Source organism: Actinoplanes sp. M2I2, assembly GCF_023544445.1.
In the GTDB taxonomy this organism is placed as follows: Bacteria; Actinomycetota; Actinomycetes; order Mycobacteriales; family Micromonosporaceae; genus Actinoplanes.
This window is the reverse complement of the sequence record NZ_JALPVJ010000039.1, coordinates 15,180-33,930: the sequence shown is the minus strand read 5'-3', so window position 1 is coordinate 33,930 and position 18,751 is coordinate 15,180. Positions and strand designations below refer to the sequence as shown.

Annotated in this window: 17 protein-coding genes and 1 pseudogene; 13 read left to right on the top strand and 5 right to left on the bottom strand. The window is 72.8% G+C overall.

Going from position 1 to position 18,751, the window contains the following annotated elements; translation table 11 throughout:
* The first annotated feature begins 8 nt into the window (after nucleotides 1–8).
* The 9 genes and pseudogenes from HJC40_RS43335 to HJC40_RS43295 all read left to right on the top strand — a co-directional run bounded on the left by HJC40_RS43335 (nucleotide 9) and on the right by HJC40_RS43295 (nucleotide 11,788).
* Complete coding sequence (locus tag HJC40_RS43335; RefSeq protein WP_250009664.1) at nucleotides 9–887, top strand: hypothetical protein; 879 nt, start codon at nucleotides 9–11, stop codon at nucleotides 885–887.
* Nucleotides 884–2,580: pseudogene (murJ, locus tag HJC40_RS43330) on the top strand (murein biosynthesis integral membrane protein MurJ); the annotation flags it as partial. The gene HJC40_RS43335 and the pseudogene murJ, both read left to right, overlap by 4 nt.
* Nucleotides 2,507–3,613, top strand: coding sequence for a glycosyltransferase family 4 protein (locus HJC40_RS43325; protein ID WP_250009662.1), 1,107 nt, complete (start codon nucleotides 2,507–2,509; stop codon nucleotides 3,611–3,613). The pseudogene murJ and the gene HJC40_RS43325, both read left to right, overlap by 74 nt.
* 80 nt (nucleotides 3,614–3,693) lie before the next feature.
* On the top strand, nucleotides 3,694–5,838 hold the full coding sequence (locus HJC40_RS43320) for a hypothetical protein (RefSeq protein WP_250009684.1): 2,145 nt from the start codon (nucleotides 3,694–3,696) through the stop codon (nucleotides 5,836–5,838).
* Nucleotides 5,839–5,970: 132 nt separating this feature from the next.
* Nucleotides 5,971–7,650, top strand: coding sequence for a CTP synthase (locus HJC40_RS43315; RefSeq protein ID WP_250009661.1), 1,680 nt, complete (start codon nucleotides 5,971–5,973; stop codon nucleotides 7,648–7,650).
* On the top strand, nucleotides 7,647–8,243 hold the full coding sequence (locus HJC40_RS43310) for an NUDIX hydrolase (protein ID WP_250009660.1): 597 nt from the start codon (nucleotides 7,647–7,649) through the stop codon (nucleotides 8,241–8,243). Before HJC40_RS43315 ends, HJC40_RS43310 begins: the two co-directional genes overlap by 4 nt.
* Before the next feature lie 241 nt (nucleotides 8,244–8,484).
* Nucleotides 8,485–8,865 carry a hypothetical protein gene (locus tag HJC40_RS43305; RefSeq protein WP_250009658.1) on the top strand — a complete coding sequence of 127 codons (381 nt, stop codon included), beginning with the start codon at nucleotides 8,485–8,487 and terminating at the stop codon, nucleotides 8,863–8,865.
* Between the two features lie 645 nt (nucleotides 8,866–9,510).
* Entirely contained in the window at nucleotides 9,511–10,416 is a 906-nt protein-coding gene (locus HJC40_RS43300; protein ID WP_250009657.1) for a hypothetical protein, read from the top strand.
* 538 nt (nucleotides 10,417–10,954) lie between these two features.
* Entirely contained in the window at nucleotides 10,955–11,788 is an 834-nt protein-coding gene (locus HJC40_RS43295; RefSeq protein WP_250009656.1) for a cutinase family protein, read from the top strand.
* A 60-nt stretch (nucleotides 11,789–11,848) separates the two neighbouring features.
* Here the strand turns inward: HJC40_RS43295 and HJC40_RS43290 are convergent, their stop codons facing one another.
* A complete protein-coding gene (locus HJC40_RS43290; RefSeq protein WP_250009655.1) occupies nucleotides 11,849–12,811 on the bottom strand; it encodes a methyltransferase domain-containing protein in 963 nt (320 codons plus the stop codon).
* A gap of 53 nt (nucleotides 12,812–12,864) precedes the next feature.
* On the opposite strand from HJC40_RS43290, the gene HJC40_RS43285 reads away from it, so the two are divergent.
* On the top strand, nucleotides 12,865–13,614 hold the full coding sequence (locus HJC40_RS43285) for a hypothetical protein (RefSeq protein ID WP_250009654.1): 750 nt from the start codon (nucleotides 12,865–12,867) through the stop codon (nucleotides 13,612–13,614).
* 36 nt (nucleotides 13,615–13,650) lie between these two features.
* Here the strand turns inward: HJC40_RS43285 and HJC40_RS43280 are convergent, their stop codons facing one another.
* On the bottom strand, nucleotides 13,651–15,144 hold the full coding sequence (locus HJC40_RS43280) for a M28 family metallopeptidase (RefSeq protein WP_374273674.1): 1,494 nt from the start codon (nucleotides 15,142–15,144) through the stop codon (nucleotides 13,651–13,653).
* A gap of 82 nt (nucleotides 15,145–15,226) precedes the next feature.
* Nucleotides 15,227–15,895, bottom strand: a complete 669-nt coding sequence (locus HJC40_RS43275) for an NUDIX domain-containing protein (RefSeq protein ID WP_250009653.1) — start codon at nucleotides 15,893–15,895, stop codon at nucleotides 15,227–15,229.
* A 59-nt stretch (nucleotides 15,896–15,954) separates the two neighbouring features.
* Here HJC40_RS43275 and HJC40_RS43270 point away from each other — a divergent pair, with 59 nt between their 5' ends.
* Nucleotides 15,955–16,713, top strand: a complete 759-nt coding sequence (locus tag HJC40_RS43270; RefSeq protein ID WP_250009652.1) for a DeoR/GlpR family DNA-binding transcription regulator — start codon at nucleotides 15,955–15,957, stop codon at nucleotides 16,711–16,713.
* A 28-nt stretch (nucleotides 16,714–16,741) separates the two neighbouring features.
* The gene (locus HJC40_RS43265; protein WP_250009650.1) at nucleotides 16,742–17,182 is read left to right on the top strand and encodes an Imm63 family immunity protein; all 441 of its coding nucleotides are present in this window, start codon (nucleotides 16,742–16,744) and stop codon (nucleotides 17,180–17,182) included.
* Between the two features lie 9 nt (nucleotides 17,183–17,191).
* Here the strand turns inward: HJC40_RS43265 and HJC40_RS43260 are convergent, their stop codons facing one another.
* Nucleotides 17,192–17,503, bottom strand: a complete 312-nt coding sequence (locus HJC40_RS43260; protein WP_250009649.1) for a ribosomal protein L7/L12 — start codon at nucleotides 17,501–17,503, stop codon at nucleotides 17,192–17,194.
* Between the two features lie 94 nt (nucleotides 17,504–17,597).
* Here HJC40_RS43260 and HJC40_RS43255 point away from each other — a divergent pair, with 94 nt between their 5' ends.
* Complete coding sequence (locus HJC40_RS43255; protein WP_250009648.1) at nucleotides 17,598–17,780, top strand: hypothetical protein; 183 nt, start codon at nucleotides 17,598–17,600, stop codon at nucleotides 17,778–17,780.
* A gap of 1 nt (nucleotide 17,781) precedes the next feature.
* On the opposite strand, the gene HJC40_RS43250 is transcribed toward HJC40_RS43255, so the two are convergent.
* Nucleotides 17,782–18,735 carry a WYL domain-containing protein gene (locus HJC40_RS43250; protein ID WP_308201007.1) on the bottom strand — a complete coding sequence of 318 codons (954 nt, stop codon included), beginning with the start codon at nucleotides 18,733–18,735 and terminating at the stop codon, nucleotides 17,782–17,784.
* Nucleotides 18,736–18,751 lie beyond the last annotated feature (16 nt).

Below are 18,751 nucleotides of genomic sequence, written 5' to 3'. Positions count from 1 at the left end.
TCGCAGCCATGGCCAATGCTTCAGTTCCTTTCGGTTTTCCGCCGCGGGGAGGCTCTAGTAGTTTCCGGTCGTTCAGCGTCGGCACGGCCGTCGCCCGAGCCGCCCTCGCCTGGATCCGCCGCGACCAGCACGCCGCCGCCCTGGAGCGCACCAACTTCCACGGCCGCACGGTCACGCTGGCCGGTGGGCCCGCGCTCGCCCTGGGTGCGACCGCGGCGGCCGCGCTCGGCGCGCCCGGCGGCCGGCTCAGCGCCGCCATCGTCACGGCCGGCGCGGTCTCCGGGGCGGTCGGCCTCTACGACGACATCGTCGGCAACCGGCCCGAGCAGAAATCGGCCAAGGGCTTCGCCGGTCACCTGGGCGCGCTGCGCGAGGGCCGGGTCACCAGCGGCCTGGTGAAGATCGCCGGGGTCGGGGCGGCCGGTCTGGTGGCCAGCTCGCTGATCGGCAGCCGCCGGCCGGGCCGGGCCGGGCGGGCCGCCGACGTGCTGGTCGGCGCCGGGGTCATCGCCGGTCTGGCCAACCTGGTCAACCTGCTCGACCTGCGGCCGGGCCGGGCGATCAAGGCCGGGATGATGATCGGCGCGCCGCTGGCCGTGGGCCGGGGTGGCGGCCTGGCCGCGGGCGCGCTGGGCGCCTCGGCGGCGCTTCTCCCCGACGACCTGGGCGAGGAGATCATGCTGGGCGACTCCGGGGCGAACGCGCTCGGGGCGCTGCTCGGCGTGGCTCTGGTGGCGCGCAGCGGGCCGGCCGGGCGCCTCGCCGCGCTGACCGTGCTCGGCGCGCTCACCGCGGCCAGCGAGAAGGTCAGCTTCACCAAGGTCATCCGGGACACGCCGTGGCTGCGCTACGTCGACGAGCTGGGCCGCCGCCCGCCGCAGGCGTGAGCGACAGCCGCGGGAGCGAGCTCGGCGAGAAGCGGGGCGTCGCCGCGGGTCCGGCTGCGCGGATAGCGGGCGCCGCGGTGCTGATCACCGTGCTGACGGTGGTCGCGCGGATCGCCGGGTTCGGGCGCACCTTCGTCTTCCTGCACACCGTCGGCCACGGCGACCTGGGCGACATCTACAACGCCGCCAACACGATCCCCAACATCATCTTCGAGCTGGTCGCCGGGGGCGCGCTGGCCAGCCTGGTGGTGCCGCTGTTGGCCGGCGCGGTCGTGGCCGGCGACCGTGAGCGGGTCGGCGCGGTGGCCTCGGCGCTGCTCGGCTGGGTCCAGGTGCTGCTCGTGCCGCTCGCGATCCTCGTCTTCGTGCTGGCCGGCCCGATCGCCGGCCTGCTGCCCGGCGTGCCGGTCGAGCATCAGGAGACTGCGGCGAGCATGTTGCGGGTCTTCGCTTTCCAGTTGCCGCTCTACGGGCTGGGCATCGTGTTCACCGGCGTGCTGCAGGCCCACCACCGGTTCGCCTGGCCGGTGATCGCCCCGCTGTTGTCCAGCGTCACCGTGATGGGCGCCTACCTGGCCTACGCGTCGGTCGACGGCGTCGAGACCGGCTTCGCCGGGCTGAGCCGCTCCGGCGAGCTGATCCTGGCCTACGGCACCACCGCCGGGGTCGCGGTGCTGGCGCTCTGCCTGTTGATCCCGCTCGTCAAACTGCGGTTGCCGCTGCGGTGGACGTTGCGTTTCCCCGGCGACGAGGGCCGCCGGGCGGTGCGGCTCGGCTGGGCCGGCGCGGTCACGGTCGGCTCGCAACAGGTGATGATCGTCGTGGCGATCGCGCTCACCGCCAGTGGCGGGCTGGCGCTCTACAACGCCGCCCAGACTGTGTTCCTGCTGCCCTGGGCGGTCCTGGCGGTGCCGGTGGCGACCGCGGTGTATCCGTCGCTGTCGGCCGCGGCCGATCAAGGTGACGAGGTGGCGTACCGGAAGGCCTTGTCGGGCACCGCGCGGTCGGTGATGCTGCTGGCCGGGCTGGGCGCCGCCGCGCTGGTCGCCCTGGCCGGCCCGGTGGCGTACCTGATCGGCGCCGCCCCGGCCGCGGCCGGCATCGCCGGTTTCGCCCCGGGGCTGCTCGGCTACGCGCTCTTCGCGCTGCTCTCCCGGGCTCTCTATGCGCGGGGCGCGACGGTCGCCGCCGCCGGCTCGACCGCGGCCGGGTGGCTGGTCGGCGCCGGGGTGGCCCTCGCCCTCTCGGGAATCGGCGACGACGTTCTCACCCTGGGCCTCGCCAACGCCGTCGCCATGTCGGTGATCGGACTGATGCTGGTCGTCGCCGTGCGCCGGCACGCCGGCTCCGGCGCGCTCGACGGTCTTGGACGCACCACGCTGATCACCCTGGTCGCGGCCGGCCTCGCCGCACTGGCCGGCCGGGCGGTCGTGGCCGGTCTGGCCGGGCTGGGGGGCGACACCCCGCAGGCTGTTCCCAGCATCGTGCAAGGCATATTGGGTGGGCTCGCCGTGCTGGTGGTGTTCGTGGGCGTCGCCTACCTGCCGGCCCGGCACGACCTGGCGCCGCTGGTCCGCCGCCTGCGGCGCCGTGCGGCCTGACGAAAAAAAGGGGAGTTCGTGGGCGACGACTGGCGTGGTTCGGTGGCTCTGGTGCTGGCCTCCAGCACGGGCGGGGTCGGCCAGCACGTCGCCTCGCTGGCCCGCGGCCTGGTCGCGGCCGGTTGCGACGTGCTGGTGGGCGGTCCCGAGGCCACCGACGAGCTGTTCGGTTTCGCGGCCGCCGGCGCCACCTTCGTCCCCGTCGAGATCCCGGCCGGCCCGGGCCCGCAGGACGCGAACGCCGTCCGCCGGCTCCGTGGCGCCCTGGCCGCGCGGCGCCCCGACGTGGTCCACGCGCACGGCTTCCGGGCCGGTTTCGTCGCGCAGCTCGCCCGCTCCGGCACCCCGCTGGTCGTCACCTGGCACAACGCCGTGCTGTCCCGCAAGGGGCTGCGCGGGCAGGCCGCCCTGCTGGTCGAGAGGGTGGTCGCCCGCAGCGCCACGCTCACGCTGGGCGCCTCGGAGGACCTCGTCGAGCGGGCCACCGAGCTCGGCGCCCGGCACGCCCGCCTGGGCGCCGTCGCCGCGCCGGCCCTGCCGCTGCCCAGGCGCACCCGGGCGGCCGTGCGGGCCGAGTTCCGCCTGCGCCCCCGGACGCCGCTGATCCTCTCGGTCGGCCGCCTGCACCCGCAGAAGCGTTACGACCTGCTGGTCGACGCGTCGGCCCGGTGGCGCGAGCTCGACCCGGCGCCGGTCGTCGTGGTCGCCGGGTCCGGCCCCAGCTACATGTTCCTGGCCCAGCGGGCGTCGCGGAAGCACGCGCCGTTCCACCTGCTCGGGCGGCGCAACGACGTCGCCGACCTGCTGCTCGGGGCCGACCTCGCGGTCATCACCAGCGACTGGGAGGCCCGTCAGCTGTTCGCCCAGGAGGCCCTCGAGTCGGGCGTCCCGCTGATCAGCACGGCGGTGGGCGGGCTGCCGGGGCTGGTCGGTGACGCGGCCGTGCTGATCCCGCCCGACGACGTCGACGCGCTCGACAACGCCGTCCGCGACATGCTCTCGGACCCGGCGCTGCGTGCCGATTACGCGGCCCGCGGGCCCGAGCAGGCGGCGACCTGGCCGCGGGAGGCCGACACGGTCGCCGACGTGCTGGCCGCGTACGCCGAAGTGACGAGCGCCCGGTGAAGGCCCTCGACCGGTTCCGCCGGGTCCGCCGCGTGTCGGCGCCGGCCGGGCGGCGGACCGCGGCCTGGGTGCCCTACCTGATGGTCGGGCTGATCGCGGTGGCCTCCCTGGCCGGTCTGGCGGTGCGCCCGGCCGCCGACAACAACACCGGCAGCGCCGACTACGTGATCGTGGCCGCATCGGCCGGCCTGCGCTGGGACGACCTCGACCCGCAGCGCACGCCCACGCTGTGGCAGGAGGCGACCAAGGGCTCGATCGGCTGGCTGTCGGTGCGCTCGGCGATGCGGGTGACCTGTCCCTCCGACGGGTGGCTCACGCTCGGCGCGGGCAACTACGCGGCCTGGCCCCGGCGCGCCACGGGCAGCCGGTGCGATCCCGCCGGGCCGGCCCTGACCCAGCCCGACGACATCGGCGCCAACCTCACCGAGCAGCGTTCCGTGGTGCAGAACAACCAGGACCGGCTGCCGTACGGGGCCGTGCCCGGCGCCCTGGCCGAGTCGGTGCGCTGCACCTACGCCTTCGGGCCGCCCGCGGCGATGGCCGCCGCCCGCCCGTTCGGCCGGGTCGACAAGTACCGGCCGTCGCTGCCCGCCGACCCCGCGGGCCTGCTCACCCAGTGCAACCTCAGCGTCGTCGACCTGGGCACGGTGTCCGGCTCGGGCGACCAGCGGCAGCAGGCCGTGCGCGCGGCCGACGCCACCCTGGCCCGGGTCGTCGCGGCCCGCCCGCCCCGCTCCCTGCTGCTGATCGCCGGGGTGTCCGACACCGAGCGCCCGGCGCGCCTGCACGTGGCCATCGCCGAGGGGGACGGCTGGAACGGCGGCTGGCTCACCTCGGCCGGCACCGGCCGCGACGGCTACCTGCAGCTGATCGACCTGGCCCCGACGGTGCTCACGGCGCTGGGCCGGCCTGCCCCCGAGAAGCTGTTCGCCGGACGACCGGCCACGGTGGTCGAGGACCGGCCGGCCGACGTCGCCGACGCGATGCTGGGCGTGCACAACGCCGACCAGCGGGCCCTGGCCCAGAACGCGGTCGCCGGCATCTTCTTCAAGGTGCTGGCCGGGCTCCAGATCCTGCTGTTCCTGCTGGCCGTCCCCGTGATGGTGCGCGCGCGCCGGCACACCGGGCCGCGCGGCCCGGCGCTGCCGCCGGCGCGGCTGGTCGCCGTCCTCGAGCTGGCCCTGATCGCCGCCGCGCTGGCCATCCCGGCCGCCCTGCTGGCCGACGCGACGCCGTGGTGGCGGTTCGGCCACCCGGCCTGGGTGTTCGGCGGCGTCACCGGGTTGTTCATCGTGATCGGCACCGCGCTGGTGCGGTTCGCGCCCCGGTACGGGCGCACCCTGTGGCCGATGGGCGCGGTCGCCGCCATCGGCGCCCTGGTCGTCGGGCTGGATCTGCTCACCGGCGCCCAGCTGCAGCTCAACGGGGTGGCCGGCTACTCGGCGGTGTTCGGCGGCCGGTACGCGGGCGTCGGCGGCGTGGGTCTGGGCGTCTTCGTCACCGGGCTGCTCGTGCTGGCCGGCTCGCTGGCCCAGTGGGTCACCAAGCAGTGGCGCCCGGTCGTCGTCGTGCTGCTCGGCGGGATCGGCGTGGTCGTCGTCGGCAGCCCCTACATGGGAGCCGACCCGGTCGGCGCGATCGCCGTGACGGCCGGCGTCTGCGTGGCCGCCGCGATCACCACCGGCGGCTGGCTGACCTTCCCCCGTTTCGCCTGGGCCGCGCTCGCCGGTCTGGCCGTCACCATCGCCTTCGCGGTGGTCGACCTGCGCCGCCCGGCGGCCGACCAGGGCATCGTCGGACGGCTGCTGACCGAGCTGGGCAACGGCACCGCCGGGCCGGCCATGCAGCGCACCGCCACCGCCAACGGGCAGGCGCTGCTGGACAGCCCGCTGACGATCCTGGCCATCGCCGGGGTGCTGATGCTGGCGTTCTGCCAGTTCTCCCCGTGGGGCGGCCTCAACCGGCTCTTCGGGCTGCATCCGGCGCTGCGGGCGGCCGGCGCCGGGGTGACGGTGGCGACCCTGATCGCGGGCGTGCTCAACGGATCGGCGCTGACCGTCGCCGGGGCCGCGGCGGCCGCAGCGGTGCCGACTGCGGTGCTCACCGCGCTCCGCGTGTTGCAGCACGCGGCCGACCGTACGCGGCCCGAAGGGGAGACGGATGGCCCCGGCGGGCCAGGCTTGCGCGAGCCGGAACCTACCGCTTCACCCGTTCGGGGTGTGTAATCGCGTGACTGCGGACACGCGTCGCGAGCAGGCCGAACGTGCGGCCGTCGCCGCAGGTGTTACGGTGGACTCCCGTGGATGGGGCCCAGGCCCCGGCCGCAGTCACAATCAGGCGACCACGGGAGCAGGGCCTTGGCCTCATCAGTGCGCGAAACGCGGCACATCTTCGTCACCGGGGGCGTCGCCTCCTCGCTGGGCAAGGGCCTGACCGCCTCCAGCCTCGGTAATCTTCTGACCGCGCGCGGGCTCCGGGTCGTCATGCAGAAGCTCGACCCCTACCTGAACGTCGATCCGGGCACCATGAACCCGTTCCAGCACGGCGAGGTCTTCGTGACCGAGGACGGGGCCGAGACCGACCTCGACGTCGGCCACTACGAGCGGTTCCTCGACCGGTCGCTGTCCGGCAAGGCGAACGTCACCACCGGTCAGGTCTACTCGGCGGTCATCGCCAAGGAGCGCCGCGGCGAGTACCTCGGCGACACCGTCCAGGTCATCCCGCACGTCACCAACGAGATCAAGTCGCGCATCTTCGCGATGGCCGACCCCGACGAGAGCGGCCGCAAGCCCGACGTCGTGATCACCGAGGTCGGCGGCACGGTCGGCGACATGGAATCGCTGCCGTTCCTCGAGGCGATCCGCCAGGTGCGCCACGAGGTCGGCCGCGACCGGGTGTTCTACCTGCACGTCTCGCTGGTGCCCTACCTGGCCCCGTCGGGCGAGCTCAAGACCAAGCCGACGCAGCACTCGGTGGCGGCGCTGCGCAACATCGGCATCCAGCCCGACGCGCTGGTCTGCCGCAGCGATCGCGAGATCCCCGAGAAGCTCAAGCACAAGCTGGCGCTCTACTGCGACGTCGACCGTGAGGCCGTGGTGGCCGCGCCCGACGCGCCCAGCATCTACGACATTCCCAAGGTGCTGCACCGCGAGGGGCTGGACGCCTATGTCGTACGGCGGCTGGGTCTGTCCTTCCGCGACGTGAACTGGACGACGTGGGACGACCTGCTCAACCGGGTGCACCACCCGAAGCGCACCATCACCGTCGCGCTCGTCGGCAAGTACGTCGACCTGCCCGACGCTTACCTGTCGGTCAGCGAGGCCATCCGGGCCGCCGGCTTCGGCAACAACGTCAAGATCCAGCTGCGCTGGGTGCCGAGCGACGACTGCGAGACCACGGCCGGCGCGGCCGCGGCTCTCAAGGGCGTCGACGGCATCGTCATCCCCGGCGGCTTCGGCGTCCGCGGCATCGAGGGCAAGATCAACACTTCCCGGTACGCCCGGGAGCACCAGATCCCGATCCTGGGCATCTGCCTCGGTCTGCAGTGCATGACGATCGACGCCGCCCGGCACCTGGCCGGGCTGGCCGGGGCCAACTCCCTGGAGTTCGACGAGCAGGCCCCCTACCCGGTGATCTCCACGATGGCCGACCAGGAGGACATCGTGGCCGGCAAGGGCGACCTGGGCGGCACGATGCGGCTGGGCGCCTACCCCGCCGCGCTGCAGGAAGGCTCGATCGTCGCCGAGGTGTACGGCTCGACCGACATCTCCGAGCGGCACCGTCACCGCTACGAGGTCAACAACGACTACCGCGCGAAGCTGGCCGACGCCGGCCTGGTCTTCTCGGGCACCTCGCCCGACGGCCGGCTCGTCGAGTTCATCGAGCTCGACCGCGCGACCCACCCGTACTTCGTGGCGACGCAGGCGCACCCCGAGCTCAAGAGCCGGCCCACCCGTCCCCACCCGCTCTTCGACGGCCTGGTCAAGGCGGCCATCGGGTACGCGGCGGCGGACGAGCTGCCGGTGGAAGCGTCGTGACCTCGTTCCAGCACGAGACGCGCTCGCGGGTGGCCAAGTACGAGGGCCCGATCTTCAGCGTCTTCACCGACGAGGTGACGATGTCCAACGGGCGCACCGCCCAGCGCGACGTCGTGCAGAACAAGGGCGCGGTCGGCGTGGTCGCGCTCGACGAGGTCGGCCGGGTCGTGCTGATCAAGCAGTACCGGCACGCGGTGGGGCAGCGGCTGTGGGAGCTGCCCGCCGGGTTGCGCGACGTCCAGGGTGAAGGTCTGGAAGTGGCGGCCGCCCGCGAGCTGGCCGAGGAGGCCGACCTGCGGGCCGGCCGGTGGCACCTGCTGATCGACCTCTACACGTCGCCGGGCTTCGCCGACGAGACGATCCGGATCTTCCTGGCCCGGGAGCTGACGCCGGTGCGGGAGGACGAGCGCTACGAGCGTACGGACGAGGAAGCCGACCTCGAGATCGCCTGGATCGACCTCGACGAGGCCGTGGCCATGATCTCGCGCGGCGAGATCACCAACGCGGCGGCCGTGGGCGGTCTGCTCGCGGCGGCGCGGGCGCGCGACGAGGGCTGGGCGACGTTGCGGCCGGCCGACACACCGGCCATCTGATCCGGGCGAACGCGGGCCGGCCGCCACCGGCCCGCGTTCGATTCCTGCCAGTCGGTCCGCCCATGGCCCGTGATGTGATGCCATCGCGGTCGAGTGCCGGGACCATCGAGGTGCCGCGATTTCGGCCGTTATCTGGCATCGGTGCGCCGACTCCGCACCGCGCCGCCTCGTGGAGCCGGTCCATTTTCGATGCCGACCTTGCCCGGCGGCGGATCGGCGTGTCGGACCCTATACTCCCTCGATGGCCGCTCTCAAGAAACCATACGTCTTTGTGGAACAGTGGGGCGCGCCTTTACCTGTAGAGCAGGTCTTCGCGCGAATGGTGGCAGAGGTGGAACTGTCGAAGGGTTCCGTCGACCATTCGTCCGCAAGCAAGATTGTGGCGCATTTCGGATCCAGGCTCCGACTGAGGCTATGGGGAATATTTCAGTCCGATCTCGCGTCCCGGTTGCCGATGAGGGCTGAAATAACCCTGGACGACAACGGGTCGTCGACCGGGATCACCGTCGCGATGAGCAGCGACGAAGGTTGGTACCTGGGCCGCTTGCCGCAGCTGGCCGAGGAATACCGGTTGGCCTTTGCGGCCAGGGCCACAGCATGGAAAAGCGCCACCGTGGCGTAGGAAGCGTTTCGAGGGCGCATCATCCCTGTAGAGCTCTGTCGCTGGGAAAGCAGGTCGGGTGCGGCTGCCACCATCGGCAGTCGCGCCGGAGAAGTGGCGGCCAGGAGACCAGTACTCTTTGGAGCTGACAATCCGGGCTTTGCGCGCAGCTTCTTACCCGTGCTGTGACCCGACGCCGTCATGAGATAACGGCGTCGGGTCATTCCGGAAAATCTATTCCGCGCGGGGTCACCGTTGACACTTTCGCCTTCTGTCGTGACCGTGACCGGCGGGCATTGCCCGACCGGCGTCACATACGGGACTGCGCGCCGACGTGGCCGGCGCTGGTTGAAACGGCGTAGGCAGATCAGGGCCCGGCTCCACCGCCAACTTGTCACGAGCGTCGGCCTGTCTCGTGGGTGGGTGGACCAGGCCCCGGCCGGAGGTGCTCATCGCCGTCCTCTCTGTGGGCGAGGGAGGCGGTCGCTGCCCCGCGGCGCGCTAATTTTCAAGATTTTCTAGCAGGCAGTCTGAGCTGGGCATTTGCTGGCCTGCAAGCGTCGTTTTGGGGGGTCTGGTGGGGAAGGGCGTTGAACCGGGCGGCGGGTGAGCGCCGTACTGGCCCGCAACACCGGTGACATCGACGTCCGACGACGAGGAGTGGTCATGAGGTCCCGCACGTACCGACGAGGGAACGACGGCAACCGGCGTAAGACAATCGGCGCGGTGGTGGTCGCGGGCGTGGTTGTCGCCATGGGTGTGGCCGGGGTGCAGCTGGCTTCGGCCGCCACCGACACCAAAGCTGTGGACCTCGTGACTGTGGACGGTCAGCAGTTCGACGTGTCGCAGTGCACGGACGTGCAGGTCAACGCCGGCGCGGTGGTCTGCGACGGCGAGGAGCTCGCCCCGGCCGAGGAGCAGGCGCCCGGCGACGCGGCCGCCGCTTCCGCCGCGACGTTCGTGGCTGCCTGCGACACTTTCGCGGCCGACGCGGCGGCTGCCGCTGGCGGCGGTGAGGAAGCCGGCGAGGAGGCTGCGGCCGGTTCTCCCGCGGCCAAGGCCCAGAACAAGGCTCAGGCCAAGAAGTGGGCCAAGACCCTGAAGGCCGGCGCCGCGAAGGGCGAGAAGGCGGCCGGCGAGAAGGCCGGTGCGGCCGAGGACGCGGGCGCTGGTGAAGAGGCGGGTGCCGGCGAGGAAGCGGGCGCCGGCGAAGAGGCCGGTGCTGGTGAAGAGGCCGGCGCGGGTGAAGAGGCTGGTGCCGGTGAGGAAGCGGGCGCGGGCGAAGAGGCCGGCGCTGGTGACGCGGCCGCTGCTGCGGCCAAGGCTGTCGCCTCCGCGCAGCAGAGCCTGCTGCAGGCCTGCCTGGCGCTGGCCGACGCCAAGGCTGCGGCCGGCCTCGGCGGCGAGGACGCGGGCGCTGGTGAGGAAGCCGGTGCCGGCGAGGACGCTGGTGCCGGTGAAGAGGCCGGCGCGGGCGAGGAAGCCGGCGCTGGTGAAGAGGCCGGTGCCGGCGAGGAAGCGGGCGCGGGTGACGAGGCCGGCGAGAGCGCGGCCCCGGCTTCCAAGAAGTAGCAGCGGCCCGGCCAAGAGCTAGAGGCAGCAGCGGCAGGCCGGAGCAGCAGGCAACAGCGGCAGGCCGGAGCGGCAGGCGGCAGCGGCAGGCCGAGAGAGTAAGAAGCGGCAGCGGTAGGCCAAGAATCGGCAGTAGCAGAAGCGCGGCGGTGTGGGGCGGTCCCGACCCACACCGCCGCTTCTCGTTGCGGTGGTCCGCGGTCCAGAACACCGCGCCTCGCCGCCGGCGTTCAGGCGCCCGGTAACTGTCGCCTCGCGCGTCCGGTGACACAACTCCTTGATGTGCCGCAGCGCATGAGCATTCCCCTTCGGTGAACGGCTGGTCGCTTTCCCGCGATCAGTCGTTCACGTTTGTCGCGAGCCATTCCCGGAGCATCGTGAGATGGCCGTCTCAGCGCGCTGAACAGGCGATATGCAATTAAATCAATGCCGCGTCATTTCTCCCTCGTACGGGTCCGATCCGGCGCACAGGCTGCGGCCGTACTCGCCTGTAGCAGCCGGCCGATGGTCGATTGCGGGGATGAAGGAGGGCAAGGAAATGGCGAGAAGGCGTGTGGGGGCCAGGAAGAGCAGGCGCTTCCTGACGGCCGGTATCTGTGCCGCTGTGGTGGCGACCGGCGCGGTGGTGACGCCGCAGGCGTTCGCGGGCACGACCGGCAGTTCGTCCGCGAGCGCGGGCGGCGGTTCGTTCATCGAACGGCTGCGGGCCCGGTTCGGCCAGGGCGGCAACGCCGGCGGCGGCAACACGGGCGGCAACGCGGGTGGCAACACCGGTGGCAACGCCGGCGGTGGCAACGCCGGTGGTCAGAACGGCGCGGGTTGTTCCGATGTGGAGCTGGTGTTCGCGCGAGGCACCGGTGAGCCGCAGGGGCTGGGCATCCTCGGGCGTCCGCTGGCTCAGGCGCTCGCCGACGAACTGCCGAACCAGTCGGTCGGCTCGTTCGCCGTCGTCTACGCGGCCGCGAGCAATCAGCGCAGCGCCGGGCCGGGCGCCACCAACATGACCCAGCACATCCAGCAGGTGGCCCAGAGCTGCCCGGAGACCCAGTTCGTGATCGGCGGATATTCGCAGGGCGCCTCCGTCACCGACATCGCCATCGGCATCCGCGGCGCCGGCACCCAGGGCGAGGCCATCCCGGCCGCGCTGCGCGACCGGGTGGCGGCCGTGGTCGTCTACGGCAACCCGCTGGGCATCCGGCGGCAGACGATCGCCCGGGCCGCGCCGGAGTTCGCGGACAGGGCGGTCGAGTTCTGCGCGACCGGCGACCCGGTCTGCGGCGGTGGCAACAATTTCTCCGCGCACCTCTCCTACGCCCGCAACGGCGACGTCCAGGACGGCGCGGAGTTCGCCGCCGGCAAGATCGGCGGCTGATCCTCCGAGGCGGGCCGGTCGCGCTCGGCGCGCCCGGCCCGCTTTGCTGTGCATCAGGCTTTAGGGAAGCGGCCGGCGCAGCAGCGCGATCGGGCCGAAGTCGGTGACGACCGTGCGGATCTGCTCGAAGCCGGCGGTCACGGCCTCGGCCACGACGTCGGCGATCGGCCGGGCGAACGCCAGCCCCTGGGCGTGGGCGACGAGGCGGCGCAGCGTGAAGGCGGACTGGTCGCCGGCCGGAGCGGCGTCGAGCTGCTGCACCAGCAGGAGGCCGCCGGGGCGCAGGCTGCGCAGGATCATCGCCAGGGTGCCGGCCCGGGTCGGCTCGGGAAAGAACGGCTGGGCCCAGAACGCCGCTTCGTAGGCCGCCGGCTCGTCGAAGTCGCGGGCGTCCGTCACCCGCGCGTCGATCCGGTCGGCGACGCCGAGTTCCCTGGCCCGCGCGACGGCGACGGCGGCCACCTCCGGTACGAGCTCGATCGTGGTCGCTCGCAGGCCGGGCAGCGCCGTGGCCGCGCTGAGCACGAAGCCGCTGACTCCGCTGCCGACGTCGAGCAGCCGCCCGCCGTCCATCGCTTGCCACATCTCGGGCACCGACTCGAACAGCTTCTCGACCAGGGCGGCGGCGCCGGCCGCGGTCGGCCGCAACGCGTTGGCGTGTCCGACGATGACGGCTTCGGCGGCCGTCAGCGGGGCTTTCCCGGTACGGATCACCGCCGCCACCTGACGGGCGGCGAGCTCGGCTTCCTCGATCTTGGCGACGAGGTCGGAGGGTCCGGACAGTGCGGCGGCCAGGTCGTCGGTCAGGCTGAACCGGCCGTCCGACTCCGCAGCCACGCCGTGGGCGACCAGGGCCGCGAGGACATCCTCGGCCGTGCCGCCGGGCAGCCCGGAGAAGGCCGCGAACTCCGGGACCGTCCGCGGTCGGGCGAGGTAGGTCAGATAGCCCCGCTCCTGCGCCGCGCTCAGCAGGGCCAGGGCCTGAGCGCCGTGCGCCCACGTCGCCAGGGAATCGGTCACCATCACCGCATGATCGCACTGTGGCCTGGTGGAGGGCGTGTCCTACCTTGACGGCTGTGATGGTCGTCGCGACAGTGGCGTTCTGCCTCGGGGGCGTTCTGCTCGGTGGCGCCGGCATCTTCGTGCTGCTCAACCTGGGTGACTACCGGGCGCTGCGCACCCTGCGCCGCATGACGCCCGTGGCGCTGTCGTCCGTGCGGGGCGGCCGGGTCGCCGTGCAGGCCCGGACCGAGTACGGGCCGTCGGGGCGCCACCTCGCGCCGGTCACCGGTGAGGACTGCGCCTGGTTCCACGTACGGCTGATCCGGGAGCCCAGCCGGCACTACGTGGGCAGCGACGATCCCGACCACGACGTGCTGGCCGACTTCACGTCGCCGGACGGGTTCGCGCTGGCCGATCCCAGCGGGCGGGTACCCGTCGATCCCGCCGTCCTCGACATCTCGGACGTGGCCGGCCCCCGGGTGCCGGTGACGACCACTCTGGAGCACCGGCTCAAGGCTCCGATCGCGTTGCCCGCCGTGGTGCCGCGGGAGGTCGTCGACGATCTGCGCAAGAGCGAACGGCTGACGCTCACCGAGGTCCGGGTGCCGCGGGCCGTGCCGGTCTTCGCCCTCGGGCGGGTCTCGCGGGGGCAGTTCAAGCGAAGCCTGGCCGGGCTGACGGCCTTCACCACGAGCGGCCGGGAGCGGGTGATCGCCGGCCTCGAGGACAGCATCCGGCACGTGTCCCGGGTGATCGTCGTCTTCGCGCTGGCCGGGCTGGTGCTGGCGGGCGGCGGCGCGGGTTACCTGACCACGCTCGCGTGACGCGGGTGACGGCGTGCGCCGTCACCCGCGTACGGGTCAGGACCTGGTGATTTTGACGTTGTCGACGGCCGCCTCGACCAGCGACGCGGTGGAGGCGTCGGCCGCTTCCACGCTCAGGCGGACGGTCTGGCCGGCGAACGCCGACAGGCCGGCCGAACCGGTGGCCCAGGCCGCGGCCCGGTCGGTGGCCGACGCGGACTGGGTGAACACCGTGGTCGTGGTGCTGCCCGAGACGACGCGGATCCGCAGGTAGTCGGCGCTGCTCGCGTTGTTCAGGTGCGAGAGATACCAGCTGAAGCCCAGCGTCAGCGTGCCGGTGGGCAGGGTGATCGACGGGGACAGGATCGTGGTCGTGCCGCCGTCCACGTCGTTGGCGCCGGCGCTGCTGCCCGCGGTGGCCCCGGTCACCAGGTCGTAGGTGCCGCCGGCCGCGGTGCCCAGCTGCGAGGTGGTGGCGGCCGGGTCGGCCCGCTCGAAGCGGCCCGACGTGGCCGTGTCGCCCGTGCCCGCCGTCCAGCCCTTGGCCGTCTCGAACGTGTCCTCCCACACTGTCGTCCCGGTCGGTGGGGGAGTGGTCCCGCCGTCGGCGAGAGTCCAGACCGCGTACGCGATGGCGTCCGAGTTCCGGTCGAGCGCGGTGTCGTTGATGTTGGAGATGGTGTCGCACGAGGCGTGATAGCAGGGGTCGAACGCCGCCGTCGTGCCACCCCACAACTGCACCTGCGCGGCCGTCTTGCGGCCCTCGGCGCCGGTGAAGATGCCGCCGGCGGGGATGCCGTTGGCGATGAACGGGCCGTAGTCGCTGCGCCCGTCGAAGTCGGTGCCGCGGGTGGGCACGCCGATCGACGTGAAGTAGGCAGCCAGGGTCGACTCGATCTGGGCCGAGCCGGACGGGCCGGGACCGGCGCCCGTGCCGTCGGAGTTGTCGCCGTCGTACAGGAAGTAGCCCGGGTTGGGCGAGCCGACCATGTCGAAGTTCAGGTAGCCGGTGATCTCGCGTTTCTGGGCGGTGGTCAGCGAGTTGACGTACGCGGTGGAGCCGCGCAGGCCCAGCTCCTCGGCGCCCCACCAGGCGAAGCGCAGGTGCCGGTCGGGCTGGAAGCTCGTGCGGGCCACGGCCAGCGCCACCTCGAGGTTGGCCGCCGAGCCCGAGCCGTTGTCGTTGATGCCCGGGCCGGCGGTGACGCTGTCGAGGTGCCCGCCGATCATCAGGGTGTCGGCGGTGTCGCCGCCCGGCCAGTCGGCGATCAGGTTGTAGCCGGTGGCGCCGTTGTAGGTGAACGACTGCTGGCGGGTGGTGTAGCCGGCCGCGTCGAGCAGGTTCTTGACGTACGTGACCGAGGCGAGGTAGCCGGGCCGGCCGTGGGCGCGGTTGCCGCCGTTGGCGGTGGCGATGCTCTGCAGCTGGGTCAGGTGCGCCTTGACGTTGCCGACGGGGATGTCCGGCGCGGCGACGGCTTCAGCCTGGGCGGGGGCGGTGGCCAGGCCCAGGATCAGCGCCGCGGCGCCGAGGACGAGTGGTGCTCGCACGAAGGTCCTCCGTGAGGCTCGGGGGTGTGCCCGCGAGCATGGCAGCGGAGGAGAGTCATGCACTCATCCCAATCAATACATATCAGGATGCTGCTTGAAAGGGCCCGTGCAGGGCGGCCCACTGCAGCAGCATGACGGTCTTGGCGTCGGCGATGCGGCCGTCGGTGGTGCCGCGCAGCGCGTCGTCGAAGTCGAGCTCGACCGGTTCGATGTCCTCGCCCTCGTCGGCCACGCCGCCGCCGGGGCCGGTGCGGTCGGCCGCCGTGTAGGGGGCGGCGTAGAAGTGCAGGCGTTCGGTGACCGAGCCGGGGCTCATCCAGACGCCGAACACGTGCTGCAACTCGCCGACGGTCACGCCCAGTTCCTCGGCCGCCTCGCGCCGGATCGCGCTGGCCGGGTCGTCGTCGTCGAGCAGGCCGGCGGCGGCCTCGACGAGCATGCCGTCGGGGTGGCCGTTCACGTAGGCCGGGTAGCGGAACTGCCTGGTCAGCAGCACGGTGCGGCGCTCCCGGTCGTACAGCAGGATGGTCGCGCCGTCCCCGCGGTCGTACGTCTCGCGCTGTTCGGTGGTCCACCGGCCGTCGCGGTGGCGGTAGTCGAAGGTGGTGCGGCGCAGCACGTGCCAGGCGGTGGCCAGCAGTTCCACGTCACGGATGACCACGTCGGGGTTTCCGGTGAGATCGCGGCCGATCCGGTCGAGGCCGGTACGCCCGCGGCTGTCGGGCCGGTCGATGCCCTTGATTCCGTTCATGGTCCGGTACGCTAGTCATCAAACGCGCAACAGTCGACAACAATGAGGAGAAACACGTAATGCTGCCGGCCGAGCGCCGCGATCTGCTGCTGACCCGCCTGCGCGTGGACGGCAAGATCGTGGCCAAGGACATCGCCGTCGAGCTCGGCCTGCCCGAGGACACCGTCCGGCGTGATCTGCGCGAGCTGGCCGCGGCCGGTCTCTGCCAGCGGGTGTACGGGGGAGCGCTGCCCGCAGCGCCGGCGGCGGCCGACTACCAGACCCGTACGGCGGTCGCCCCCGACAGCAAGAAGCGGGTCGCCGCCACCGCCGCGGGCCTGATCCGCCCGGGCGCGACCGTGCTGCTCGACGGCGGCACCACCGCGCTGGCCGTCGTGGACGCGCTGCCCGCCGACCTGTCGGCCACGGTCGTCACGCACAGCGTCACCGTCGCCGCCGCCCTCGTCGGGCACCCGGGCGTCGAGGTGCTCGTGCTCGGCGGCCGCCTCTTCAAGCACTCGGCCGTCACCTGCGGCGCGATCACCGCCGAGGCCGCGCGGGGCGTCGCGGCCGACCTGTTCCTGCTCGGCGTCACGGGCGTGCACCACCGCGCCGGGCTCACCACCGGCGACGCCGACGAGGCGGCCCTGAAACGGACGCTCTCGTCGCGCGCCGCCGAGACGTACGTGCTGGCCAGCGCGGAGAAGATCGGGGCGGTCTCGCCGTACACGGTGCTGGCGTTCGAGGAGGTCGCCGGCGTCGTCACCGATGTGCCCGCGGACGACCTCGAACTGGCCCGGCTGGGCGCCGCCGGGGTGCCGATCGTGCGGGCCTCCTGAACTCGCCGCGCCGTCTACCGTTGAGTCCATGAAGCAGTTCCGCCGTGACTCCGGCCCCGGCAACTCGCAGTGGGGCCTCGACATGCTGCGCGCCGAGGTGGCCCGCCTGGGCGCGCTGATCGACGCCCCCGCAGCCGACCTGGTGGCCTTCGAGCCCGACGACGCCGGCCGGCCCTATGTGCTCGTCGACGCCGACGGCGCCTATCACTGGCTGGTGGCCGAGGGCGGCGAGATCCGCGAGGACCGCACGACCACGTCCCGCGACGAGCTGCTCTATTGGTCGTTCGACGCGACGACGTACGCGATGGCCGGCGCCTCGGCGACCCGCAACCCGGTCGAGGGACAGGAGTTCCGGGTCACGATCTGGCTGAAGCAGTTCGAGCTGCTGCGCGCCCTGGATCCCGGCTGGGAGCAGCGCCGCCGCCGCGAACTGGCCGACCACGTCGCCGACCTGCCGCCGCTGCCCTGACCATTCGGCCTACCCAAGGCCCCGGGTCCGGGCGATGTGCTCCACGGCGTCCTTGGCCTCGGCCAGGCTCACCCCGGTCCGCTCGCGGTAGACCTTGATGGCGTGGATCTTCTCGCCCTTCACGAGGTGGGAGACCACGTCCGGATCCTGCGCGGGCGCCGGCTCCTCGATGCCCAGATGCCGCATGACCGCGTCCAGCTTGCGCTCGATCGCCGCCAGCCGCGCGGTCTCCACGCTGCTCCTCCGCGCCTTTCCGGACGCCAGGATCAGAACCAGCCCGACGACGGCGATGACGATGGCGACCACGGTTGTTGCGTCCATGCGCCCATCGAAGCAGCCGCGCGCCATCCCACCCGGCTTCGTCAGCGAGCTTCCGGTTCCGTTGAGGGCGAGCGGAAACGGGTATACGCCGATCATGAGCGATGCCAGCACCGAGCAGTACGAGGAATTCGTGACCGAGGACGGCCCGGGTTCGGCCGACGGCAAGGCGGCGCCGGCCGAGCAGGAGGCCCACGGCGGCAGCATGGCCCCGGGCCTGGTCGACGACGCCGGCAACCAGGTCGCCGAGCCGCCGCCCAACCCGCAGGACCGCCTCTGAGTCAGGGAAGCGCTTTGCCGAAGCGCGCCGCCACCGTCGCCACGGCGGCGCGCAGTTCGGGGCCGTCCTCCACGGTGAAATCGATCGGCACGGCGGCCAGCCACTCCTGGGCGTACATCCGGGGGTTGCCGGTCGTCCCGGTCAGCACACAGCGGTCGCCGTCGGCCTCGAGCCGGCCCATCGGCGGGCGGATCCACGGGGCCACCTCGTCCAGCGGCGCGTGGAAGACCACCCGGGTGGCGTATTTCCAGCCCACCCCCAGGTTCTGATCGAGGGCGGCGACCGGGTCGAGGTCGGCGGGCGGCGTGAAGGACTGCGGCAGCCGGTCGACCGCGCGGATGCGGTCGACGCGGTACGTGCGGATCGCGTCGGCCCGGTGCGAGTGGCACAGCAGATACCACCGGCCGAACCGCACCACGACCGCCCACGGGTCGACCTCGGCGTCCCACGGGTCGCCGCTCTCGCCGCGGTAGGTGATCAGCACGCGGCGGCGGTCGGCCACGGCCGCGACCAGCGCGCTGGTCAGGGCCGGATCGGGGCGGGAGGCCTTGCGGTCGGGGGCGGCTGAGGCGTACGCCCGCAGGGCCGCGGCCTGACGTCCGATGCCCTCCGGCAGCGCGCGGATCACCTTGCTGAGCGCCGCGCCGACCAGGTCGTCGGCGTCGATCGCGGCCGGCTGCCCGTCGAGCACGGCCATGACCAGCCCGAGCGCCTGTTCCTCGGTGAAGACGACCGGCGGCAGACGGGTGCCGCGGCCCAGCCGGTAACCCCCGTACGGCCCGCGTTCCGCCTCGACCGGGACGCCGGCCTCGCGCAGGATGCCGATGTAGCGGCGCGCGGCCCGCTCGGTCACGCCCAGCTGCTCGGCGAGCTGGCCCGCGGTCGTGCCCGGGCGCGCCTGCAGGATCTCGAGCGTGCGCAGGGCCCGCGCGGTGGGACTCGAACCGGTCGGCACACCGACGACCGTACCG